17 protein-coding genes and 1 tRNA gene are annotated in these 22,604 nt (G+C 64.1%); 11 read left to right on the top strand and 7 right to left on the bottom strand.

Annotated elements, in window-relative coordinates:
* Positions 1-798 precede the first annotated feature (798 nt).
* The 4 genes from BM190_RS30160 to BM190_RS30145 all read left to right on the top strand — a co-directional run bounded on the left by BM190_RS30160 (position 799) and on the right by BM190_RS30145 (position 5,426).
* Positions 799-2,514, top strand: a complete 1,716-nt coding sequence (locus tag BM190_RS30160; protein ID WP_063707628.1) for a PQQ-dependent methanol/ethanol family dehydrogenase — start codon at positions 799-801, stop codon at positions 2,512-2,514.
* 130 nt (positions 2,515-2,644) lie between these two features.
* Positions 2,645-3,826, top strand: coding sequence for a c-type cytochrome (locus BM190_RS30155; RefSeq protein WP_210311275.1), 1,182 nt, complete (start codon positions 2,645-2,647; stop codon positions 3,824-3,826).
* A 108-nt stretch (positions 3,827-3,934) separates the two neighbouring features.
* Entirely contained in the window at positions 3,935-4,621 is a 687-nt protein-coding gene (locus BM190_RS30150; RefSeq protein ID WP_092261400.1) for a response regulator, read from the top strand.
* Between the two features lie 106 nt (positions 4,622-4,727).
* Complete coding sequence (locus BM190_RS30145) at positions 4,728-5,426, top strand: response regulator (RefSeq protein ID WP_018321558.1); 699 nt, start codon at positions 4,728-4,730, stop codon at positions 5,424-5,426.
* Between the two features lie 41 nt (positions 5,427-5,467).
* Here BM190_RS30145 and BM190_RS30140 read toward each other — a convergent pair whose 3' ends face one another.
* Together BM190_RS30140 and BM190_RS30135 are read right to left on the bottom strand one after the other, a co-directional pair.
* Positions 5,468-6,826, bottom strand: a complete 1,359-nt coding sequence (locus BM190_RS30140) for a hybrid sensor histidine kinase/response regulator (RefSeq protein ID WP_092261365.1) — start codon at positions 6,824-6,826, stop codon at positions 5,468-5,470.
* A 10-nt stretch (positions 6,827-6,836) separates the two neighbouring features.
* Positions 6,837-8,003 carry an FIST N-terminal domain-containing protein gene (locus BM190_RS30135; RefSeq protein ID WP_092261364.1) on the bottom strand — a complete coding sequence of 389 codons (1,167 nt, stop codon included), beginning with the start codon at positions 8,001-8,003 and terminating at the stop codon, positions 6,837-6,839.
* 268 nt (positions 8,004-8,271) lie between these two features.
* Here BM190_RS30135 and BM190_RS30130 point away from each other — a divergent pair, with 268 nt between their 5' ends.
* Together BM190_RS30130 and BM190_RS30125 are read left to right on the top strand one after the other, a co-directional pair.
* Positions 8,272-10,500 (top strand): methyl-accepting chemotaxis protein, encoded by a 2,229-nt coding sequence (locus BM190_RS30130; protein ID WP_092261363.1) that lies wholly within the window; start codon positions 8,272-8,274, stop codon positions 10,498-10,500.
* Between the two features lie 359 nt (positions 10,501-10,859).
* The gene (locus BM190_RS30125; protein ID WP_177237375.1) at positions 10,860-12,635 is read left to right on the top strand and encodes a methyl-accepting chemotaxis protein; all 1,776 of its coding nucleotides are present in this window, start codon (positions 10,860-10,862) and stop codon (positions 12,633-12,635) included.
* A gap of 113 nt (positions 12,636-12,748) precedes the next feature.
* Here BM190_RS30125 and BM190_RS30120 read toward each other — a convergent pair whose 3' ends face one another.
* A complete protein-coding gene (locus BM190_RS30120) occupies positions 12,749-13,120 on the bottom strand; it encodes a DUF3175 domain-containing protein (protein WP_092261362.1) in 372 nt (123 codons plus the stop codon).
* 182 nt (positions 13,121-13,302) lie between these two features.
* On the opposite strand from BM190_RS30120, the gene BM190_RS30115 reads away from it, so the two are divergent.
* The 3 genes from BM190_RS30115 (at position 13,303) to BM190_RS30105 (ending at position 17,315) form a co-directional block, all read left to right on the top strand.
* A complete protein-coding gene (locus BM190_RS30115) occupies positions 13,303-14,787 on the top strand; it encodes an MFS transporter (RefSeq protein WP_177237386.1) in 1,485 nt (494 codons plus the stop codon).
* Between the two features lie 4 nt (positions 14,788-14,791).
* Positions 14,792-15,610, top strand: a complete 819-nt coding sequence (gene otsB, locus BM190_RS30110; protein ID WP_092261360.1) for a trehalose-phosphatase — start codon at positions 14,792-14,794, stop codon at positions 15,608-15,610.
* Between the two features lie 241 nt (positions 15,611-15,851).
* Complete coding sequence (locus BM190_RS30105; RefSeq protein ID WP_092261359.1) at positions 15,852-17,315, top strand: trehalose-6-phosphate synthase; 1,464 nt, start codon at positions 15,852-15,854, stop codon at positions 17,313-17,315.
* Between the two features lie 190 nt (positions 17,316-17,505).
* Here the strand turns inward: BM190_RS30105 and BM190_RS30100 are convergent, their stop codons facing one another.
* The gene (locus BM190_RS30100) at positions 17,506-17,847 is read right to left on the bottom strand and encodes a hypothetical protein (RefSeq protein WP_092261358.1); all 342 of its coding nucleotides are present in this window, start codon (positions 17,845-17,847) and stop codon (positions 17,506-17,508) included.
* A 194-nt stretch (positions 17,848-18,041) separates the two neighbouring features.
* Between BM190_RS30100 and BM190_RS30095 the strand changes: the two genes are divergently transcribed.
* Positions 18,042-18,131: transfer RNA gene (locus BM190_RS30095), tRNA-Ser, on the top strand.
* Positions 18,132-18,329: 198 nt separating this feature from the next.
* Here BM190_RS30095 and BM190_RS30090 read toward each other — a convergent pair.
* From BM190_RS30090 to BM190_RS30080, 3 genes are all read right to left on the bottom strand, one after another.
* Positions 18,330-19,433, bottom strand: coding sequence for a L,D-transpeptidase family protein (locus BM190_RS30090; protein ID WP_092261357.1), 1,104 nt, complete (start codon positions 19,431-19,433; stop codon positions 18,330-18,332).
* 45 nt (positions 19,434-19,478) lie between these two features.
* Positions 19,479-20,156 carry a nitroreductase gene (locus BM190_RS30085; RefSeq protein ID WP_092261356.1) on the bottom strand — a complete coding sequence of 226 codons (678 nt, stop codon included), beginning with the start codon at positions 20,154-20,156 and terminating at the stop codon, positions 19,479-19,481.
* Between the two features lie 156 nt (positions 20,157-20,312).
* Positions 20,313-21,266: a LysR family transcriptional regulator gene (locus BM190_RS30080; RefSeq protein WP_092261355.1), complete on the bottom strand. Its 954-nt coding sequence runs from the start codon at positions 21,264-21,266 to the stop codon at positions 20,313-20,315.
* A gap of 99 nt (positions 21,267-21,365) precedes the next feature.
* On the opposite strand from BM190_RS30080, the gene BM190_RS30075 reads away from it, so the two are divergent.
* Entirely contained in the window at positions 21,366-22,547 is a 1,182-nt protein-coding gene (locus BM190_RS30075) for an MFS transporter (RefSeq protein ID WP_092261354.1), read from the top strand.
* The last annotated feature ends 57 nt before the right edge of the window (positions 22,548-22,604 follow it).

The following is a 22,604-nucleotide window of genomic DNA, read 5'->3' as shown; positions in this document are numbered from 1 at the left end:
TCCGTGTCGCCGCCAGTGCATGGCGCGACCCGTCTGAAACTTGCAAGGAGATGGTCTCTCGCGTCTTCCGCGGCGTCCTGCTCTGCCATCGCGCGAAGGCTGCTCGCCCCGTGGATGTCGGTCTTGGCGCCGCCGATTGTCTCTCCCTTGGGACGACTCCTGTCGTCGCTCCGCAAATAGGAGCACGGCCGGGCAACTTTGTAATCGCGATCTTGGTAGTAGGGTTTTGCACGATAAGTCATTGATTTTATTGGAATGTTGATCCGACATGACGAGCTGGACCGGCTTGGCCGGCCTGTCGGGAGGCGGCCTGCCCAAGTCCGCCCTGATCCCTGGCGATCGATGGACGCGAAGAAGACAACCAATCTCTCGAGATGGTTTCGCCGCCGAGCATCACCCTCGTGCCTGAATGCGGGCCGGTCAAAGCGAGCTGCAACGATACAGCGACATTGACGGATATTGTAACCGCTCAGCAGCCCTCGCCGCGGTTGAGCCGTCGTCGTGATTTGCGGTCGTCGCTGATGCCGACTTTCGACGGAACGCGCGGATGGCCACACGATGTTGCCGCAATCCGATCGCTGGTTTGGAGCTGCCAACAAGCGACAAGAAACGAGTGCCGACAACGAGATGAGCGGCCAAGCCTGACAACGATTTGCACTACTACCTTCCGCCTATACTAAGCGCGAAAAGGCGATGCTGTAATTTCCGTGATGGTTCGCAGTCGAACTGCGTATCGAAAAGCGCAAAAGCGCATCGGCGCTCAACGTGGCGCGCAAAGCAACATCACGGAGGGAATAAATGACCTTTGGAACGAGGGGCTTCTTGGCCGGCATTTCGATGATCGCGATGCTGGGCGCCGGCACAGTTGGCGTTCGCGCCAACGATTCACTGCTCAAAGCGCAATCCGATTCCAATCAATGGGCGGTCGCGGGCCACGACTACGCCAACACGCGTTTCAGCCCGCTCAACCAGATCAACGCCGAGAACGCCGGCAAGCTGTCGCTTGCCTATTCGTTCTCGCTTGCATCGCTGCGCTCGAACGAATCCTCGCCGATCGTCATCGGCAACACGTTGTACGTCTCGACCTCATGGGGGCCGAAATACGTCTATGCGCTCGACGCTGCGACCGGCGCGCGAAAGTGGACCTATGAGCCGGAGATTCCGGACGACGTGCTGCAATACGCCTGCTGCGACGTGAACAATCGCGGCGTCTCCTACGCCGACGGCAAGATCTTCGTCGGCCGGCTCGACGGCAAGTTGACCGCGCTCGACGCCGCGACGGGCAAGGCGCTGTGGACGGCGAAGGTGGTCGATTACAAGCAGGGCTCGGTCATCACCTCGCCGCCGCTGGTCGTGCGCGACAAGGTCATCACCGGCTTCGGCGGTGGCGAGTACGGCGTGCGCGGCGCGCTTCAGGCCTTCGACATCAACACCGGCAAGCTCGCCTGGCAGACCTACACCGTTCCGACGCCGGAGGAGCCCGGCGGCGATACCTGGAAGGGCGATTCCGCGCAGCATGGCGGCGGCGCGGCCTGGCTGGTCGGCTCTTATGATCCCAAGACCGATACCGTGTATTGGGGCACCAGCAATCCCGGGCCGTGGAACACTGCCGTGCGCTCGACCGGCAACGGCGATTTCGGCAAGCTGACCAATCTCTACACAGCCTCGACGCTCGCGCTCGACCCGAACACCGGCAAGATCAAATGGCATATCCAGACCACACCCGCCGACGCCTGGGATTATGACGGCGTGAATGAGGCCGTGCTCGCCGATCTCAACATCGGCGGCAGCAACGTTCCGGCGCTGATGAAGGCGGATCGCAACGGGTTCTTCTTCGTCGCCAACCGCGAGACCGGCAAGGTTCTTTCGGCGGAGAAGTATGTCTTCTCGAACTGGGCGCAGAAATTCGATCTCGCCACCATGCGCGCGGTCGAGGATCCCGACAAGCGTCCGGGCCCCGGCCATCCCGCCAAGGACATCTGCCCCAATTTGATCGGCGGCAAGAACTGGCAGCCGATGTCGTTCAACCCGCAGACCGGCCTCGTCTACATTCCCTCCAACAATGTCTGCATGGATTGGTCGGTCAGCGACGTCGCCTACAAGCGCGGCGTGTTCTATCTCGGAGCCGAATTCCCGACCAAGGAAGGCCCCGGTGGCTTCCTCGGCGAGCTCGTGGCCTGGGATCCCGTCAACCAGAAGAAGGTCTGGTCCATCAAGGAAGACCTGCCCTTCAATGGCGGGACGCTGACCACTGGCGGCGGCCTGGTGTTCGCCGGCAACATCCATGGCGATTTCCGTGCCATCGATGCGAAATCCGGCAAAATGCTCTGGAGCAAGAATCTCGGCTCCGGCATCGGCGCGGGCCCTGTGACCTACATGGTCGACGGCAAGCAATACGTCGCCATCGTCGTCGGCCGCACGGCAGCGCTGCCCGCGTTCCTGGGCGAGGTTGGCAAGAAGATGACGGCTGCAGCTCCCGAGGGCGGCTCGCTCTTCGTGTTCTCCGTCCAGTGACCACTGGCGCGTGTATCCCCGAGTGACGGGATACACGCGCTCTTTTCCCAAAATGTGATCGCGTCGTTGCGGCCGAGGCCAGGCCTTGTCCCAACGTCACGCCAACGATGCCCAACCACGGGAGGTGAGGATGCGTCCAAATCGTTCTGGCCTTGGCCACAGCAGACGTCGCGCCATCGCAGCTTTGCTCGCATGTGTTGCCGGCTCCGCGCTCATCGTGCCAGCCGCCCCGAGCCGCGCGAACGAAGTGCAGCCGTTCCGGCTCTGTGCCGATCCGACCAATCTTCCGTTCTCGAGCAACAGCCCCTCGCAACCCGGCCTCTATGTCGAGATCGGGCAGGCGCTGGCGCGGGCGCTCGGGCGGCCGATCGCCTACGACTGGTACAAATCGTATTTCGGCAAGCGCACTGTCCGCGTCACACTGCTCGGCAAGCAATGCGACGCCATGATCGGCCTGCCGCGCTCCGAGGATTTCATGGGGCCGGCCGTGATCTTCTCGAGCACGGTTGCGCGTGAAGGCTATGCCCTCGTGACCGCAAAGGACCGGACGATCTCAGGGGTCGACGATCTCCGGGGCAAACGGGTCGCCGTGCAGTTCGCCAGCACGCCGCAAAACCTCCTGGCGATGCGTGACGACATCCAGAAGGTGACGGTGCTGTCGCCCGAGGAAGGCATGCAGGCGCTGGATCGGGGCAAGGCCGACGTCGCCTTTATCTGGGGACCCGTGGCCGGCTGGCTGAACAAGACCGTCTACCAGGATCGCTATCGCGTTCAGCTCACCGAAGGCGAAGGTTTGTCGTGGGACGCGGCGATCGGCTTCGCGAAGGCCTCGACAGAGCTGCGCGACCAGATCGATGCGGTCTTGCCGGACCTCGAGCGGACCATCGCCGATCTCAAGGCGAAGTATGGCCTGCCGACCGGTCAGCCTCTCCGCCTCAGCGCCGTGCAGACACCGGCGGGAACCACGACCGGCGCCGGGACCGGCGTGGCGCAAGTGGCCAACGTCGTCGCGACCGAGACCAAGGGCGACGCGCTGGCGTCAAATGCCGAAGCTGTCGGTCAGGGCAAGGAGATCTTCAACGGTACCTGTGCGCATTGCCATGGTCCCGACGCGATCCAGAGTGAGCGGAAGATCGATCTGAGGCTGCTGCGTCACCGCTACGGCGACGAGATGCGAGAGAAATTCTTGACCACGGTGCATGAGGGGCGTCCGGCCAAGGGCATGCCGTCCTGGAAAGAGGTCTTCACCGACAGCCAGTTCGACAACATCTACGCCTTTCTGCTGACGGTTCAGGTCGAATCGAACGACTGAATGGTCTTGACCGGACGGCATCGGGGAGATGTTCTAGGGTCCGTTTCGCATCCATCGGCACCAACGTCCGATGGATGCGCCCGCGCGATGGACCCCGGGGAAGGTGCCATGACCAGCTTCCTGATCATCGATGATCATCCGCTGTTTCGCGAGGCGCTCGGCAATGCCGTGCGGCTGGCGCTGCCGGAGGCCCGCATTCTGGAAGCGATGTCGATCGAGGACGCCTTGCGGGTGCTTTCGGTCGAACGCGGGATCGACCTGGCGCTGCTCGATCTCTCGCTTCCCGACGCAACCGGCTTCTCCGGCTTTCTCAGGCTGCGCGAGACCTATCCGCGCCTGCCGGTCGCCATCGTCTCGAGCGAGGAGGATCAGCATGTGGTCCGCGAGGCGCTGGCGCTGGGTGCTGCCGGCTATCTGCCAAAATCCACGTCCAAGCGCGAGCTCGCGCAATCGATCGAAGGCGTGCTCGGCGGATCGGTGTCCGTGCCGAAGGATTTCGTGGCGGAGCCGCAGCGGAAGCGGGCCGACAGCAGCAAGGCACTCAAGGTCAAGCTCCGCGAACTGACGCCGCAGCAGCTTCGCGTGCTCGATCTGCTTCGTCGCGGCTATCCGAATCGGCAGATCGCGCAGGAGCTTCAACTCGCCGAATCGACCGTGAAGGCGCACATCACCGAGATCCTGCGCAAGCTCGGACTGTTCAGCCGCAACAAGGCGATCGTCGAGATCGGCAAGGTCGATCTGCCGGATCCGCGGCAGCGGCCCCAGCTAAGGACCGATCGCGGGAGGCCGCAATGAGCTGCTGGTCCGACTTGATCTGGATCAAGCCGGATTGCTCCGGCAACGGCATGCTCGCCGCTCTGATCGCTGACTTCGGTGACGAGCTGGGAACGGCCCAAATCTGATGCGGTTTCTGATTGTCGAGGATCATCCGCTGTTTCGCGAGGCGCTCGAGGGGGCGCTGCAAATGGCGACGCCGGATGCCGATATGCTTCAGGCCACCTCGATCGACGGTGCGCTCGAATTGTTGGCGTCGAGACCCGATGTCGACCTCATTCTCCTCGACCTGTCGATACCCGGGACGACCGGCCTGTCTGGCATCATCCGCATCCGCAAGGCGTTTCCGCGCATTCCCGTCGTCATCGTGTCGGGGCACCAGGACGCGCAGATCATCTCGGGCGCATTGTCGCTCGGCGTATCCGGCTACATCCTCAAATCCTCGTCCAAGCAGGAGCTGGCGCATTCGATCAGCGAAGTCGTGCGCGGCGCGGTGTGTCTGCCGGCCGCTTTTCGCGCGCTGGCCCGCCCGCAGCGCTCGCCGATCGCGGCCCAGGATCTCCTGAAGCGGCTTCACGATCTGACGCCGCAGCAATTGCGCGTCCTTGAAATGCTCAAGCGCGGCCTGCAGAACAAGCAGATCGCCTTTGAGCTGAAGATTTCCGAGACCACCGTGAAGGTTCACGTCTCGGATATCCTGCGCAAGCTGAACGTGCTGAGCCGCACCAAGGCGATCGTCGAAATGTCGAAGATCGATTTTGCCACCCTGGCGGGCTCCGGAGCTGCCGCGAAGCGCGACCGCGCCCGGACCGATCCGCCCGCATGATGCAGCCCTTGCTCGCCGCCGATGCGGCGCGAGGGGATGAACTAGCTCAGCAGGAACGACAACAGCGCGCGCATTTCCGCCGGCCTGATCGGCTTCTTCAGCACTTCCAGCCCATAGCGGCTGGCTTCCGCCGCGGCCTTTTCGGAATAATCCGCGGTGATGATCATCGCCGGCACGTCCGTGTTCAACTGGCGCCGGATTTCCTCGACGGCCGACAATCCGCTTTCGCCGTGATCGAGATGGAGATCGGCGACGATGGCGTCCGGCGAGCCGCCTAGCTCACTCAAACGCTGGGCGGCGTCGGCGGCGGATCTCGTGGTCGCGACATCGCAGCCCCATCCTTCCAGCAAGGCGGCCAGCGCCTCCGCGCCCGAGGCGTCGTTCTCGATCAGCAGGATCTTGGCCCCTCCCAGACCGCCATAGTGCAGATCGGCGGGCTTCATTTCCTGGAGGTCGTCGCTGACATCGGCGCGATCGGCCGGCTCCAGGTCGAGCACAAAGGTCGATCCCCGGCCGAGATGCGACGACAGCCGCACCTCGTGCCCGAGCGCCGTCGCGAAGCGGCGCACGATCGAAAGACCGAGACCGAAGCCGGCCTGGTCGGTCGCGCTCGCATCGCCGCGCTGGAACTCCCGGAAGATCGCCTCCTGCTGCGCTTGCGCAATCCCGGGTCCGGTATCGGAGACCTGGATCGCGATGCGATCGCCACGCCGCCTGCATCCCAGGATGACGCCGCCGCTGCGGGTATAGCGGATCGCATTCGCGAGAAGGTTTTGCAGGATCCTCCGGAGCATCAGCGGGTCGGACAGGACCGCAAGCGGCGAGGTGCGGATGCGCAGGGACAGTCCCTGCCTCCAGGCGATCGGCTCGAACTCGTCGCGGAGCTGGTCGAGCAGCGGCCCAAGCGCGATCGGCCGCACGTCGGGCCGGAGCGCGCCCGCATCGAGCTTCGCGATCTCCAGAAGCGAGCGCAGCAGGTCTTCCAGCGTAACCAGGGACCGGTCGACCTGGTCGATGAGCAGGCCCGCTTCCTGCGACTCCATCATCTCGGTGAGTGCCGACAGGGTCAGGCGCGCCGCGTTCAGCGGCTGGAGGAGATCGTGGGTGACCGAGATCAGCACGGACGATTTCAGCGAGCTTGCAGCCTCCGCCTGCTGCTTGGCGCGGTACAGGCCTTCATTGGCCCGTTCGACCGAACGCAGAGCATCCCGCAACTGATGGGTCCGGTCGCGAATCTGATGGTCGAGTGCAATTGCGGTTTCGAACAGCGAGAACGCATTGAGCTGCTGATCCATCGACCGCTCGACGCGGGACATCAGCGCCGCATTGATCTTCTTCAGCTTGACGGACTCCCGCCGGAGCTGCTCGATCGTTTCGGCATCCTGCCAGGTCTCTGCCACATCGGCTCCGTTACGTCGGCCGCCTGCCGATGGCGACGCCGGTGAAGGTCTGGTTCACGTGCATCGAGCCGAACTGTTCGCCGTAGGTATGGAATCCGACGACGCGGTTCTGCCGGTACAGCTCGGACATTTCGCGTGAGAGCTGGTGCTGCTCGGCATCCAGCCGGCGTAGCAGGCATTCGAAGCCAATATAGAGAGAGACGTCACCGATCTGGTCACGGGTTTCCGCGAAGGCGTCGCGGGTGGCTCCGACCAGGCTGCACGAGGTTGCCGTCGTCAGAACCATGCCCTCATCGATCGCGCAGAAGAAGCGCAGCGAGCCGTCGGGATCGACGCGCTGGATCGACCGCGCATAATAGGACCCGCCGACCCGGACCAGCACCGGATGGGAGGCGAAGGAGAACGGGTCGAGCTTGGCGTCGATGATTCCGACGGCGCGGGAATATTCCGCGGCGGCAGGCTCGGCGTTCAATTCCTTGACGACGCGCTGCTCGATATCGGCCTCGGTGACCACCATCTTCTGTGTGGTGGGCTCGAAATTGTCGCATTTGAACACGCGGAACGGCAGCGACGTGTTGAGGAGAATGAGGAGAGCCGCGTCGGTGTGGGCCCTGCCGTCGAAGAACACCCAGGTCCTTTCGAAGCGCAGGCCGTCGCCGGCCGACCCGCCGACGATCGGGATATTGTCGAGCGAGGCATAGAGGGCGGACATCACAGCCTCTTCGCGGCGGCACATGCCGTCGATCAGCACCAGGCCGAACGGGTTGCCGCCACTGACCTCCGAGGTCGTCCGCAGCAACTCGTGGCGAAGCTCGCTGCCGATCCGGCGGCCGTCCTCGACGTGGAAATTGGCGAGATTCAGGATCGGCCGGACCACGGCGTTGAAGTCGGCCTGGCTGAACGTCATCGCGACAACGCTGTTCTCGTCCCAGCCGTCCGGCGCCAGCTCGCCGGCCGTGGTGCAGCCGCAGACCGGCGTGTCCGCAAAGTGTCGCGTGATCTCGGCGATGAACCGATGAGGATCGTAGCAGGGGGAGAGGAAGACCAGGACCAGGGCCAGCTCGTCCGACGGAAGCTGGGCGACCAGCTCGGCAACGGCCTCGTCGACGGTCGGAGCTTTCGATTTCGCGACCGCAACGCCGGACGAACCGCCAAACCGAAGATCGGCCTGCCCCACTTCGTTTCTCTCCTCAAGGACCGGCTTGGTCTGTCGCCAAGATCTGCCGCCAAGTGCCGAAAACACTAGGGCTTTTCCAGTCTACCCGCAACATCGCGCGGTCTCCGGCCCGGACTGGAAATTGCCGGCCTGGTGCTTGCGCAGCCCGGGATAGCGGGCCGGAGGAATTTACCGCCCCTTGACGATTCTGCCTTAGTTTTGCGCATGCGGTCGGGGAGGCGGGGCGCCTTCGGATCGCGGCTGTTTGGAATAAATAATGGGGGTGGGAATGTCCGGGCGTATCGCGTCGCCGTCAAAGCGCACAATATTTCCTACCCTGAGGTTCCGCGCCAAGATCATCCTGGGCTTTGCAGTCGTGCTGGCGATCTCCGCCGGCAGCATGGCCTTCTCCTATTTCGGCTTCGAGCGAGTCTCCGCCGGGGTCGGGTCCTACCGTAGCAGCGTGTCGGAGGCGGACCTCGCCCGCAACATCGACCGCGAGCTGCTCGGCTACCGTTCGGCCGTCAAATATTTCGTCGTGACCGGCAAGGAAGATGACGCCAAGGCGGCGCTCGAGGCCGAGGCCAGCCTGAAGAATGCCATCGACCAGGCCGTCAAGAGCGCCAAGACCCCGGCACGGAAGGAGAGTCTCGACAAGCTCGCCAAGGAGTTCGCGAATTTCTCCGCAACCTTCGGCAAGGTTCTGCAGGCCAAGCGTGACAGCACGTTGCTGGTGCAGAACCAGCTGCAGCGCCAAGCCAATCTCCTGAAGTACAAGCTCGACGACGTCGGCAATAACGCTTCCGATTCCGAGGCGCAGGCGATCGAGTTCGGCACCAAGCAGGTCAACGCTCAGTTCCAAACCGCGAGTGCTGCAGCCACCAATTTCGTGCTGACGTCCGATCAGGCCATCGCGACCAGCGCGCTGGCGCGGCTGAAATTCGTCGAGAACTCGCTCGGCGCGGTCTATTCCATGGACGACAAGATCGTCGCCGGCCTGAAGGAGGCCAAGACCATCCTCGGCGCCTATCGCGAGGCGTTGGAGAAGCTGATCGCCAACGCCAAGATGGTCGACGAACTCGTCACCGAGATGAGCGGCTCGGCTGGTGCGATCCAGCAAGGCGCGACCGCCATGAAGGCGGACCTCGTCGCCGAACAGCAGCGGCTGGACACGGAGTCGGAGGCGACCATCGGGCAGACCGAGCAACTGGTGCTGATGCTGGCCATTGGCGGTACGCTGCTTGGGGCGGTCCTCGCCTTCCTGCTCGGCACCGGCATCTCGCGTCCGATGATCGCGATGTGCAAGGCGATGCGCGAGCTGGCCTCGGGCAATTTCGACGTGGTGCTGCCCGGTCTCGGCCGCAAGGACGAGATCGGCGAGATGGCGGGCGCGGTCGAGGAGTTCAAGGTCCAGGCCGTGGCAAAAGCCGAGCGCGATGCCGCCGCCAGCGAAGCCCAGAACAGGGAGGCGAGCGCTGCGCGCCGCTCCGAGCTGATCCGCTTCGCCGATGATTTCGAAAGCGCGGTCGGCGCCATCGTCTCCAACGTGTCGGCCTCGGCCGTGCAGCTGGAATCGGCGGCGTCCACGCTGACCCGCACTGCCGAGACCACCCAGAGCCTGTCGAGCCAGGTCGCCGGCGTGTCCGAGCAGGCGTCCTCCAACATGCAGTCGGTCGCCACCGCGACGGAAGAGCTCTCGGCCTCGGTCGAGGAGATCGGCCGTCAGGTCCGCGACTCCAGCCGGATTGCGGAAGCTGCCGTGGTGCAGGCCAAGGAGACTGACGGTCGCATCGGCAAGCTGTCGCATGCCGCCCAGCAGATCGGCGAAGTCGTCAAGCTGATCACCGCGATTGCCGAGCAGACCAACCTTCTGGCACTCAATGCCACCATCGAGGCGGCACGGGCCGGTGAAGCCGGCCGCGGCTTTGCCGTGGTCGCCAGCGAAGTGAAGTCATTGGCGAGCCAGACCGCGAAGGCGACGGACGAGATCTCCTCGCACATCACGGGCATGCAGGGCGCCACGGCCGAATCGGTTGCCGCGATCAAGGAGATCGGTGCGACCATCGGCCAGATCTCGTCGATCTCGACCTCGATCGCGTTTTTTTTTTGCGGCTTTGCCGTGGTCGCCAGCGAAGTGAAGTCATTGGCGAGCCAGACCGCGAAGGCGACGGACGAGATTTCCTCGCACATCACGGGCATGCAGGGCGCCACGGCCGAATCGGTCGCCGCGATCAAGGAGATCGGTGCGACCATCGGCCAGATCTCGTCGATCTCGACCTCGATCGCGAGCGCCGTCGAGCAGCAGGGCGCGGCGACGCAGGAAATCGCGCGCAGCGTCCAGACCGTCGCGCAGGGCACCCAGACCGCAGCCACCGACATCGGCGAGGTCAACCGCGGCGCCGCCGAGACCGGCTCGGCTTCCGAGGAGGTGCTGCACTCGGCCAAGACGCTGTCATCCGAAAGCACCCGCCTGCGCGCCGAGCTCGATCGCTTCATGGCCAATATTCGGGCGGCGTAAGGCTCGCTGAGCGTTAGACGCTCCGCTATCGTCAGCTGTCCGCTGTCGTCCCTGCGAACGCAGGGACCCATAACCCCAGGGAGAAGTTGGGACGCAAGACCCGTAACTCCGAGTCTTCGCCAAACCACTCCCTGTGGCTATGGCGATGAGCGCAAGCGCTCGCGCGGAGGTCCCCGATCTGCGCTTCACTTGTCGGGGACGACAGCGGAGTACGCATCTTCCCCGCGTCACCTAACCGCGAGTTGCGGCGCCACAAATTTACCACAGCTTATCCTTTGCCGATTACCGTGCGGGCGAGTCAGGAAGCGGGCTGCTTCCGGGCTGCGCCTGGTTTTCCGCGAATGGAATGGGGTGGGGGAATGTCGGTCAAGTCCAAGTCGAAGTCGAACCAATCGAAGCTGCCTACCTTGCGTTTTCGCGCAAAAATCATCCTCGGCTTCGTGGCGGTGCTAGCCATCCTCGCCGTCAGCATGGCTTTCGCCTATTTCGGCTTCGAGCGGATCCAGGCCGCCGTGGCTTCCTACCGCACCAGCGTATCGGAAGCCGACCTCGCGCGGACGGTCGATCGTGAGCTGATCGCCTATCAGGGACTGGCCCGGGCCTATACCCTGACGGGCGCGGTGGACGACGAGACCGCAGCCAAGGCTGCCGAAGACAATCTGAAGAGCGCGATCGCCAAGTCGATGTCCGCCACGACAGGCGCCGCCCGCCGTGAGCAGGTCGGCAAGCTGGAAGCCGAGTTTCAGCGCTTCACGAAGGTGTTCGGAGAGATCATCGTCCTGACGCGCGAGAACAACAAGATCGCGGCCGATGAGCTCAACAGCGTCGGCAACAAGATCCGCTTCAAGTTCGACGACCTCGCCGATACTGCCGCGCTGGCGGGGCTGGCATCGGTCCAGACCACGGCCAAGGACATCACCTCGCAATATCTGGCGGTCTCCACCTCGGTCGGCGCCTTCGTGGCCAAGCCGGAGCCGAAGACCGCCGACGGCGTGATCGCCCGCATCAAATTCCTGGAGACCCTGCTGGTCTCGATCTATGCCAGCGACCAGAAGATCACCGACCGCGTCACCGAGATCGGAAATCTGCTGAAGCAGTACCGCACCTCGTTCGCGAAGCTGACCGAGAATGTGAAGATCATCGTCAAGTCGAACGGTGAGATGACCAAGACGGCGGCGACCATCCTCAAGCTCTCGGCCGAGCTGCGTTCGGATTTGACTGCTGACCAGCAGCGCATCGAGGCGAGCGCCAACGCGACGATCGGAGAGACCGAGCAACTGATGCTGATGATGGCGCTCGGCGGCCTTGCCATCGGTGCCGTGTTGGCCCTGTGGCTCGGCAACGGTATCTCGCGTCCGATGATCGCGATGTGCAAGGCGATGCGTGAGCTCGCCTCTGGCAATTTCGACGTGGTGCTGCCCGGTCTCGGCCGCAAGGACGAGATCGGCGAGATGGCGGGCGCGGTCGAGGAGTTCAAGGTCCAGGCCGTGGCAAAAGCCGAGCGCGATGCCGCCGCCAGCGAAGCCCAGAACAGGGAGGCGAGCGCTGCCCGCCGCTCCGAGCTGATCCGCTTTGCCGATGATTTCGAGAGCGCGGTCGGCGCCATCGTCTCCAACGTGTCGGCCTCGGCCGTGCAGCTGGAATCGGCGGCGTCCACGCTGACCCGCACTGCCGAGACCACCCAGAGCCTGTCGAGCCAGGTCGCCGGCGTGTCCGAGCAGGCATCCTCCAACATGCAGTCGGTCGCCACCGCGACGGAAGAGCTCTCGGCCTCGGTCGAGGAGATCGGCCGTCAGGTCCGCGACTCCAGCCGGATTGCGGAAGCTGCCGTGGTGCAGGCCAAGGAGACTGACGGTCGCATCGGCAAGCTGTCGCACGCCGCCCAGCAGATCGGCGAAGTCGTCAAGCTGATCACCGCGATTGCCGAGCAGACCAACCTTCTCGCACTCAATGCCACCATCGAGGCGGCACGCCTGCGTATCGCAGCCACCGACATCGGCGAGGTCAACCGCGGCGCCGCCGAGACCGGCTCGGCTTCCGAGGAGGTGCTGCATTCGGCCAAGACGCTGTCATCCGAAAGCACCCGCCTGCGCGCCGAGCTCGATCGCTTCATGGGCAATATCAGGGCGGCGTAGCGGACCGCGGAAAGAACGCGTAGGTGGATTAGCGAAGCGTAATCCACCACCTTGATGTCACGGCTGGGAGTCGACTGGTGGGTTACGGCTTCGCCTAACCCACCCTACAAATCTCACTCCCTCCCGAACGCCCGCTTCAGCTCCAGCTTCGCCTTCTCCAATCGCGTGCGCTGCGTCTTTGGCAAGGTCTTGCCGGCGCGGTTGATGTAGAAGGTCAGCATCGACAGCGCCGAGCGATAGGCGCCGGCCTTGCGGCGTGAGCTGTGCTCGGCCGATCGCTTCAGCGATGTCGCGATTCTCTTTGGGCTGGTCAGCTTGAACACGCCGCGCTTCAGGTCGAGCGCGTCGCTCTGCTTCGTCACGCGCTGCGACCAGCGCTTCGGCGCAGCACGCCTCGCACTCTTCCGCACGGCGCCGCGCTTGGCGCTCGTGGTCCTGCGCGCGGCTGTTTTGCGGGATTGTGTCGTCTTTCTGACATGAGCCATGCGTCAACTCCTTGCGGCTCCATCGGAAACGAGCGGTATGAAGGGCCGTTCCCCTGGGAACCCGGCCTCGCCGCAGACGTTGTCGCAGGTGGCAGGCGGAATGCCGCACCCCGATGATCGGATCGACCCCGTCCACATCATGTGAACCGGGGGCGCTTCCATTGATCAGACACAACAACCCGATGGAATTGCAGCAAAGCCCAGCGCCGAACTATGCTCCTGTGGTCGCGGCAGCCCCGGCCGATCGCATCGTCGAGACCAGTATCCCCGCGCGGCTCGACGCGCTGCCCTGGAGCGGCTTTCACACCCGCGTCGTGCTGGCCCTCGGCATCACCTGGATCCTCGACGGGCTCGAGGTGACGCTGGCCGGCGCGCTCTCCGGTGCGCTGAAGCAGAGCCCGTCGCTGCAATTCTCCAATCTCGATCTCGGTATTGCCAATTCCGCCTATCTCGCCGGCGCCGTGCTCGGTGCTCTCGGCTTCGGCTGGCTGACTGACCGCATCGGCCGCAAGAAGCTGTTCTTCATCACGCTGGCGCTCTATCTCTCGGCGACGGCCGCGACCGCGCTGTCATGGGATGTCGCCAGCTACGCGCTGTTTCGCTTCCTCACCGGCGCCGGCATCGGCGGCGAATACACCGCGATCAACTCGACCATCCAGGAGCTGGTGCCGGCGCGCTATCGCGGCTGGACCGATCTCGTCATCAACGGCAGCTTCTGGATCGGGGCCGCAATGGGCGCAGTGGCGTCCATCGTGCTGCTGGATCCTGCTGTGATCAGCCCCGATCTCGGCTGGCGCCTGGCTTATCTCATCGGCGCGACCGTCGGCCTCGTCGTGCTCCTGATGCGGATGTGGATTCCGGAGAGTCCGCGCTGGCTGATGATCCATGGCCGTCCCGATCAGGCCCATGCGATCGTCGACGAGATCGAACGCTCGGTGATCGGACGTGATAAGGATACGAGCGACGGGCGCTTCATGAAAATCCGGCTGAAGATGCGCGATCACACGCCGATCCGCGAGGTCGTGCACACGCTGTTCTCGGCATACCGCCAGCGCGCGCTGGTCGGCCTCGTGCTGATGAGCGCGCAGGCGTTCTTCTACAATGCCATCTTCTTCACCTTCGCGCTGGTGCTGACCGATTTCTACGGCATCAGTGCCGATCATGTCGGCTGGTACCTGCTCCCGTTCGCCGCCGGCAATTTCCTCGGGCCGCTGCTGCTCGGCCGGCTGTTCGATACGCTCGGCCGCCGTGTCATGATCATGTTCACCTATGGCGTATCGGGCCTGTTGCTGGCGATCTCCGGCTATCTGTTCTCCATCGGTGTGCTTACCGCGCAGGGGCAGACCATCGCCTGGATGGTGATCTTCTTCTTCGCCTCGCCGGCCGCGAGCGCGGCCTATCTCACCGTCAGCGAGACCTTTCCGCTCGAAGTTCGCGCGCTGGCGATCGCGGTGTTCTACGCGGTCGGCACCGGCATCGGCGGCGTGATTGGGCCGGCGCTGTTCGGCGTATTGATCGACACGGGATCACGCACCAGCGTGTTCGCCGGCTATCTGCTGGGGTCATTCCTGATGATCGCAGCCGCGATCGTGGCTTGGCGCTATGCCGTCCCTGCGGAGCGCAAATCGCTCGAACAAATCGCGCGGCCGCTTGCCTTTATGGAGTAGACTGATGAAATCAGAACTTGCAGAAATGGCGTTGGACCAGAAGCGCACCATGCATGACGACGAAGCACCGGATGCGGTGCCGGTTCCGCATGCGCTGGTGCCGCATCTCGACGAGACCGCAATCCTGCTCGACATCGACGGCACGCTGCTCGACCTGATGCCGACGCCGCGCGAAGTATGGGTGCCGCCGGGCCTGTCGGACACGCTGAATCGGCTGACCGAGCGTACCTCCGGCGCGCTGGCGCTGGTCAGCGGTCGTTCGCTCAACGACATCGACCTGATCTTCGCGCCCGATGTGTTCCGCGCCGTCGCCGGCCACGGCGCGGAGATGCGGCTGTCGATCGACAATGAGGCCGATGACGTGCACGCGCCGCCGCTGGACAAGGAGCTGAAGCGGCGGCTGGCCGCCATCGCCAAGCTTTCACCCGGCATTCTGCTCGAGGACAAGGGTTATTCGCTCGCGCTGCATTACCGCCTCGCGCCGCACGCGGAGAAAGCGATCTACGAATCGGTCTCGGTGATCCGCGCCGACCTGCCCAATGCGCCGATCGAAGTGCTGCCCGGCAAGTTCGTCTGCGAGATCAAGCATTCCGGATTCACCAAGGCGACCGGCGTGCGCGAATTGATGAAGCGGGAACCGTTCAAGGGACGGCGTCCGATCTTCATCGGTGATGACGTCACCGATGAAACCGTGTTCGCGATCATGCCCGACATGAACGGGCTTGCCTTCTCGGTCGGCCGCCGTGCCATGGGCGTGAATGGCCATTTCGACGCGCCGAACGATGTGCGTGCATTCCTCGCCCGCCTGCTCGACCCGAGGTGAAACAAAGGCAGCGCCATGTCGCAGACATGATGCTCTGGGAACGGCGCCGCCGCGCGCTGCAATGCGTGCTGCGCAACATGCCCGCATGAGCTGTCTTTGCAACGAAATCTAGGGTTCCCGAAGCGAAACCAGTTCCAACGCGCGTGCCCGATTTTGGTTTCAATTGGTTGAAACGATGATCAGGAACCATATTGATGAACGGCAGTTAAACGGGGTGGAATGAAACAGGAGGGGACGACCTGTGAACTTAGTCGTCGTTTCGAATCGCGTCGCCCGCGGCAAGCCTAACGAGCCCATGACGGGCGGCCTCGCGGCGGCCTTGTTGCCGGTTGTGGAACATTCGGGCGCGATCTGGGTGGGTTCTTCAGGCCGTGTGCGTGACGGCCATCAGAAGGAACCGTTCGCTGAGATCGAAGCGCTCGGATCGGGCGCGATTGCGACGTTGGATCTGCCGGCGGCGCATTACGGCGGCTATTACGAAGGCTTCGCCAATTCGGCGCTGTGGCCCGCGCTGCATTCGCGCAGCGATTTGATCCGCGTCTCGCGCGACGATTACCTCAGCTATCGCGAGGTCAACGCCTTCATGGCGCGCGCCTTGATGCGCTTCCGAAAAGCCAAGACTGCGTTCTGGGTGCAGGACTATCATTTCCTCGCGCTCGGCGCCGAACTGCGTGATCTCGGCCTCGACGATCCGATCGGCTTCTTCCTGCATACGCCGTGGCCGGTCGCCGCGGTGATGCAGGGCGTGCCCAATCATCGCGAGCTGATCACGGCAATGCTGGCCTACGATCTCTTGGGCTTCCAGACCGAGGAGGATTGTCAGAATTTTCTCGGCTATGTCGCGAGCGAGCTTGGCCTCGCCGTCGAGGACGGCGTTGCGATTTCGCAGCATGGCCGCACCCGCTGCGAGGTCTTCCCGATCGGCATCGATGCGGAGAAGTTCGCCCAATACGCGGCGAAATCAGCCTCGCATCCCGACGTGTCGCGGCTGCGGCGCAGCCTCAATGGCGAGCGCCTCGCGATCGGCGTCGACCGGCTCGACTATTCGAAGGGCCTCGTCAACCGCATCAGCGCGTTCGACCGGCTCTGGACCGAACAGCCGCAATTCTCGCGCAGCATCTCGCTGCTCCAGATCGCCAACCCCTCGCGCGGCGGCATCGAGGCCTATGGCAATCTGCAGAACGACGTCGCGCGCCTCGTCACCGACGTCAACGGCCGCCACGGCGAGGTCGACTGGACGCCGATCCGCTATTTGAACAAGGGCTTCAGCCAGGCGGTGCTCGCAGGGCTCTACCGGACCGCGCAGATCGGCGTGGTGACGCCGCTGCATGACGGCATGAACCTCGTCGCCAAGGAATATGTCGCCGCGCAAAACCCGGCCGATCCCGGCGTGCTGGTGCTGTCGAAATTCGCAGGCGCGGCCAACGAGCTCGACGCCGCGCTGGTTGTCAATCCGCATGACATCGACGGCATGGCCCGCGCGATCGCGATCGCTGCCGCGATGCCGCTCACAGAGCGCAAGATGCGCTGGGACGCGATGATGAAGAAGCTGCGCGGCCACACCATCCAGCAATGGTCGGCCGATTTCGTCGCCGAGCTCGAGAAGTGCCGGACCGAGAAGGCCGCGGTCGCCCCGCTCGCCGCGCAGCCGCCGCAGGCATTGCGCTGGCTGAAGTCGGCGATATCAGGCGTGAGGCTGATTTAGCTCTCACGAGCTTGCTCGATGCTCTTCCCCTCTCCCTTGCGGGAGAGGGTGGCTCGCCGCATATGCGGCGAGACGGGTGAGGGGTTTCTCTCTCGCGTAAATCTTCCGAAGCATATTTCGTTGATGCACACCCCTCATCCGGCGCTTCGCGCCACCTTCACCCGCAACAAGGGGAGAAGGAAAGAGGACATCAATAACAATACGACACCCCATCCAGGATCGCGCATTGCCGCTTGTTCGGCGCGTTCGGATCGTCCATTGGCACCATGCCCTTGCCCTGGCCGACGAACACGCCGGGCCCGACATGCACCGAGCTCTTGTTGCCGATGATCACGCTCGGATGCGGCGAGGCGCTCGAGCGCGTGCCGTCCGGCCAGATGATGGCATCGCCCGACAGCACCCCGCGCCGGCCGTCATTGCAGCTGACATCGACCCCTTGCCGGGTGCAGACCTGCGCGGCGGCGGGCACGGCGAAGGCGGAGCCAAGGGTCGAAATCAGGCCGACGGCGGCGATGGTACTTCGGATGGTCATGGCGTCCCCGGTCGTGTTTGCTGTTCTTACGTGAATCGTCGCGCCAAACCCGTCACCGGTTCAGCCGGCAGGCGGGTCATGGCATCTGCCGTGTCAGATATTATCCCGTAAATACAACAGCTTACGGAAAATTCACCCGATTTCCCCGCGGTCTCTTGCAAAATCATCGGCGCCCCTTCAAGAGAGGGCGCTCCGGAGAGATGGCCGAGTGGCTTAAGGCGCACGCTTGGAAAGCGTGTGTGCGGGAAACCGTACCGTGGGTTCGAATCCCACTCTCTCCGCCAGCCTTCAAACAAAGTTTGCGCAAGGCTGTCGCGCCGAAGCCCGCGGGGCGGAGGCGGACTCGTTGCCGCTTGCTTTGGTTCAGCAAGCCGGGACGAACTTTTTTCAAGGTCTCCGCTCCGACGCCGCCAGCATTTCCTGGACGGAATGCCGGTGCCAGCCATTGTCTACCGATGATCCATCGGGCGCCGCGCGAGCGTTCAGCACCGACCTGACGGGAAGCCGACACGCGTCGGATTACACTCCGGCGGCTTGTCCAACGAGCTGCCAAACCATCTACTCGTCAACGAGCCGTCATTGTCGATCCAGGGGATCGGCGGCAATTGCGGCAGGTAGGATGCATACGGCATGACTTTCGCAAGCGTCACTCTGCCCGGAAATTGTGTGAGAAATGCCTTGTTCATTCCGCCGTCCAGTCCGCTGTATATCGGGGCAGCCGGAAAATTGTCTTCGAGAAAGCGCGCGTATTCGAGCTCGTCGGAGCGCCTCTTCTCCAGCGCCCGCCGCGCGATTTGCGGGTTGACGACGAAGGGGGGACATTTTTCGGCAGGGTTGAACACTGGAGGCGACGGCGAATTCGGGGAAGGTTGCGCATCGAACACATAGCGGCGGTCGCACACATCCACCCTTGGTTCGAGTCGCGTCGTCTCGAAATGATCGTTGCCGATCTTGAGCATTTTCCAGAAGGCCAGGTTGGGACTATTTCGATGCCGCGCCAGGTTTGCCGGCGTCAGGCGGAACGGATAGGCCTGGACCTGGAACGAGGGCCGGCCGCCGAGGAATGAGTCGCGTGCCAGCGAATAGATTTCGCTGATCTGTTCGTCGGTCATGGCATAGCAACCGCTCGACCAGCAGTCGCCGTGGATCATGAGGAAGCTGCCGTTGCGCTTGTTCGCCCTGTCGAACGTGTTGGGGAAGCCGAGGTTGATCGAAAGATGGAAGTTGGAGTTCGGATTCATCAGCTCGGGCGTAATCGTATAGAACCCTTCCGGAGCCTGTCGGTCGCCCTCGTACAATTTCGGCCCGAGATCGCCCGACCACCGACAGATCGGATAGGTCTTGAGGATCTGGAAAAGGCCGGTCGCGTCCTGCTTCCAGACCTCGAGCTCGGCCTCCTCTTTGAACAGGCGCACGACGATAGGTGAATATTTCGGCATCTTCTTCTGTTCGAGCAGCGAGAGCAGCTCGGCAGGTAGTTCCCTCGTTGCCTTGGCCGGCAACGGCTTGCTGCTTTCGCCGAGACAAATGACCGGCGTCAAGGCAGTGGCAAAAGCCGCCGCCAGCACGAATACACGTCGGACCATGGCGCGGATCACTGCTGTGCCTCCAGCCCTTCCGACCGCGCGCCGCTACGTCTCGAACCCGACGAACACCGTCGCTTCCTCGATGGACTTCCGCTCCGACACCACCGCATTCGCCGGAAAAGATTCATCCGGCCAGCCCAGCGCGATGCTTTTCATGATGACTTGATCGTCGGCTATGCCTGCGTGCTCGCGCACCACGGGGGATTGCATGATGCCCTGGCTGTTGATCACGGCGCCGAGCCCGCGGGACCACGCGGCATTGACCAGGGCGGTCGCCACGGCGCCGCAGTCGAAGGGCGTATCGTCGCTGCCGTCAAGCACGCGGTCATAGGTGATGATCACGCAGACGGGCGCGTCGAACTGGCGGAAGCCGCGCAGTACCCAGTCCTGGCGTTTTTCCATGTTGTCGCGCTCGATTCCCATTGCGGAGAATAATTGCTTGGCGACGCCGACCTGCCTGTCGCGGTGCTTGCCTGCAAAGGCCTGGCCCGTGCGGAACTCGCGCGACTGCGGGATGCCCGCCACCATCCGTTCGGTGTTGCCGGCGCGGATCCGATCGAGCGGTTCGCCGGTGATGACATAGAAATTCCAGGGCTGGGTGTTCATCGACGACGGAGCGCGCATCGCCAAGCCAATGATTTCCGCAATCAGCTCCTTGGGGACCGGATCGGGTTTGTAGCCTCGGATACTCCGGCGACCGAGGATGACGTCATCGAACTGCATGTGTGTGGAATTCCCCTGACAAGTTCTGAAACAGTTGGGACTTTCGCGGTTTCGGCACCCTCGCGCAAGCGCCGGCGGCGTGTCCTCAACGGTCCAGCCACGCGAAACACGATCGCATCAGTCTGGATTGACTGACGCTCTCTCTGCCATCACGCCTCACCCCACCAATTTCCACCTCCCATCCGCCGCCCGCTTCAGCGCGGGATCGCTCACCCGCACGTGCTCGGCGAGAAAGTCGATGAACGCGCGGACGCGCGCGGGCAGGGGGGCGGTATGGCCGACATAGACGGCGTGGATGTCTTCGCGGTCGCCGGGATTGTAGCCTTGCAGCACCGGCACGAGCCTGCCGGATTCGATGTCGGCGCCGATATGGAAGAGGGCGAGGCGCGCGAGGCCGACGCCGCCGAGGCAGAGGCGTCGGGCGGCTTCGCCGTCGCTGGCGCGCGCGACCGGCGGCGGCACGGCTTCCTCGGTGCGATCGCCGCGCTTGAACGGCCAGCCGCCGCGGATGCGCGGAAAGGTCCAGCCGATGCCGCGGTGATCGGCGAGATCCGCCGGCGTTCTGGGTGTGCCAAAGCGCGCCAGATAGTTGGGGGGGCCGACGACCACCATGCGGCTGCTGCCGAGCTTGCGGGCGATCAGGCGGGACGCTTTCAGAGGTCCTACCCGGATCGCAACGTCGGCGCGCTCCTGCATCAGGTCGATCGTCGTGTCCGTCAGCACGAGATCGAGCGTCACGTCGGGATGCTCTTTCAGAAAGCGCGGGATCAGCGGCATCAGATGCAGCATGCCGAACGGGATGTTGCTGTTCACGGTGAGGCGGCCGCGCGGCGCCGCGCCTGAGGCCGCCTCGCGTTCGGCTTCCTCCATCTCTGCGAGGATTCGCACGGCGCGCTGGTAGAACGCCTGGCCTTCCTCGGTCAGGGTCAGCTTGCGCGTGGTGCGGTTGACGAGCCGCGAGCCGAGCCGGGCCTCCAGCCGCGACATCAGCTTGCTCACGCCCGACGGCGTCAGGCGCAGCTTTCGCGCGGCCTGGGTGAACCCGCCGAGATCGACGACGCGGACGAAGACCTCCATCTCGGCGGAACGGTTGGTGTCGAAGCGGGCCATGTTGAATTCACGTCACAAATGATTGGATTGCGGACATTCTAATGATTTTGCGCGGGCACGGCTATCTGCGTGGCTCGTAATCATCCATCGGAGCTACGCATGCCTCCCGCCGTTCTCGCGCTCACCGCCGGTGCCTTCGGCATTGGCACCACTGAATTCATCATCATGGGCCTCTTGCTGCAGGTCGCGGCCGACATGCATGTCACGGTACCGGTCGCGGGCCTGCTCATCTCCGGTTATGCGCTCGGCGTGTTCGTCGGTGCGCCCGTCCTGACGCTGGCGACGCGGCGGATGCCGCGCAAAACCGTGCTGCTCGCGCTGATGGCGATCTTCACGCTCGGCAATGCGGCCTGTGCGCTGGCGCCGAATTACGAATTGCTGATGACGGCGCGCGTGCTGACCTCGCTCGCCCACGGCACTTTCTTCGGCGTCGGGTCGGTGGTGGCGACGAGCCTCGTCGCCGAGGACAAGCGGGCCTCCGCGATTTCCACCATGTTCATCGGTCTCACCGTCGCGACGCTGCTGGGCGTGCCCTTCGGTGCCTGGTTCGGCCTGATGCTCGGCTGGCGCGCGGCGTTCTGGGCCGTGACGGTCATCGGCGTGATCGCCTTTGCCGTGGTCGCAGCCCTCGTGCCCGGCCATGTCGGCAACGGCGACAAGCGGGTCTCGCTTGCCGAGGAAGTATCGGTGCTCGGCCGCCCGCAAGTGTTGCTCGGCCTTGCCATGACCGTGTTCGGCTTTGCCGGCCTGTTCGTCGTCTTCACCTACATCCAGCCGATCCTGACGCGCTTCACCGGGTTTTCGGAAGCAGCGGTCTCGCCGATCCTGCTGGTGTTCGGCGTCGGGCTCGCGATCGGCAACGTTGCCGGCGGTAAGCTCGCCGACCGTGGCCTCGCCGGCGCGTTGATCGGAACGCTCGCCGCGCTCGCCATCGTGTTGCTTGGCCTCGCCGCCGTGCTGTCGGTCAAGATCCCGGCGATCGTGCTGATCCTGCTGCTGGGCATCGCGGCCTTTGCGACTGTCGCCCCGCTCCAGCTTCGCGTGCTGGAAGCGGCCGGTCCCAGCGGCCGCACGCTAGCCTCGAGCCTCAACATCGCCGCGTTCAATCTCGGTAACGCGCTCGGCGCCTGGGCCGGCGGCGTCACCATCGACCGCGGGCTCGGCCTCTCGGCGCTGCCTCTGGTCGCAGCCGGCATCACCGCTATCGGTCTGGTGCTGGCGCTGTGGAGCCTGCGGCTCGACCGCGCTCCGGCGGCCGTCGCGGCCTGCCCCGCGGAATAACGCAAGCGGCGCGACCGCGGACAATTCGCCGCGTCGCGCCGTTGGCCCATGCATAAA

The sequence above is a fragment of the Bradyrhizobium sp. Rc3b genome, assembly GCF_900114915.1.
Taxonomy (GTDB): Bacteria; Pseudomonadota; Alphaproteobacteria; order Rhizobiales; family Xanthobacteraceae; genus Bradyrhizobium.
This window is presented reverse-complemented; position numbering and strand designations above follow the sequence as displayed.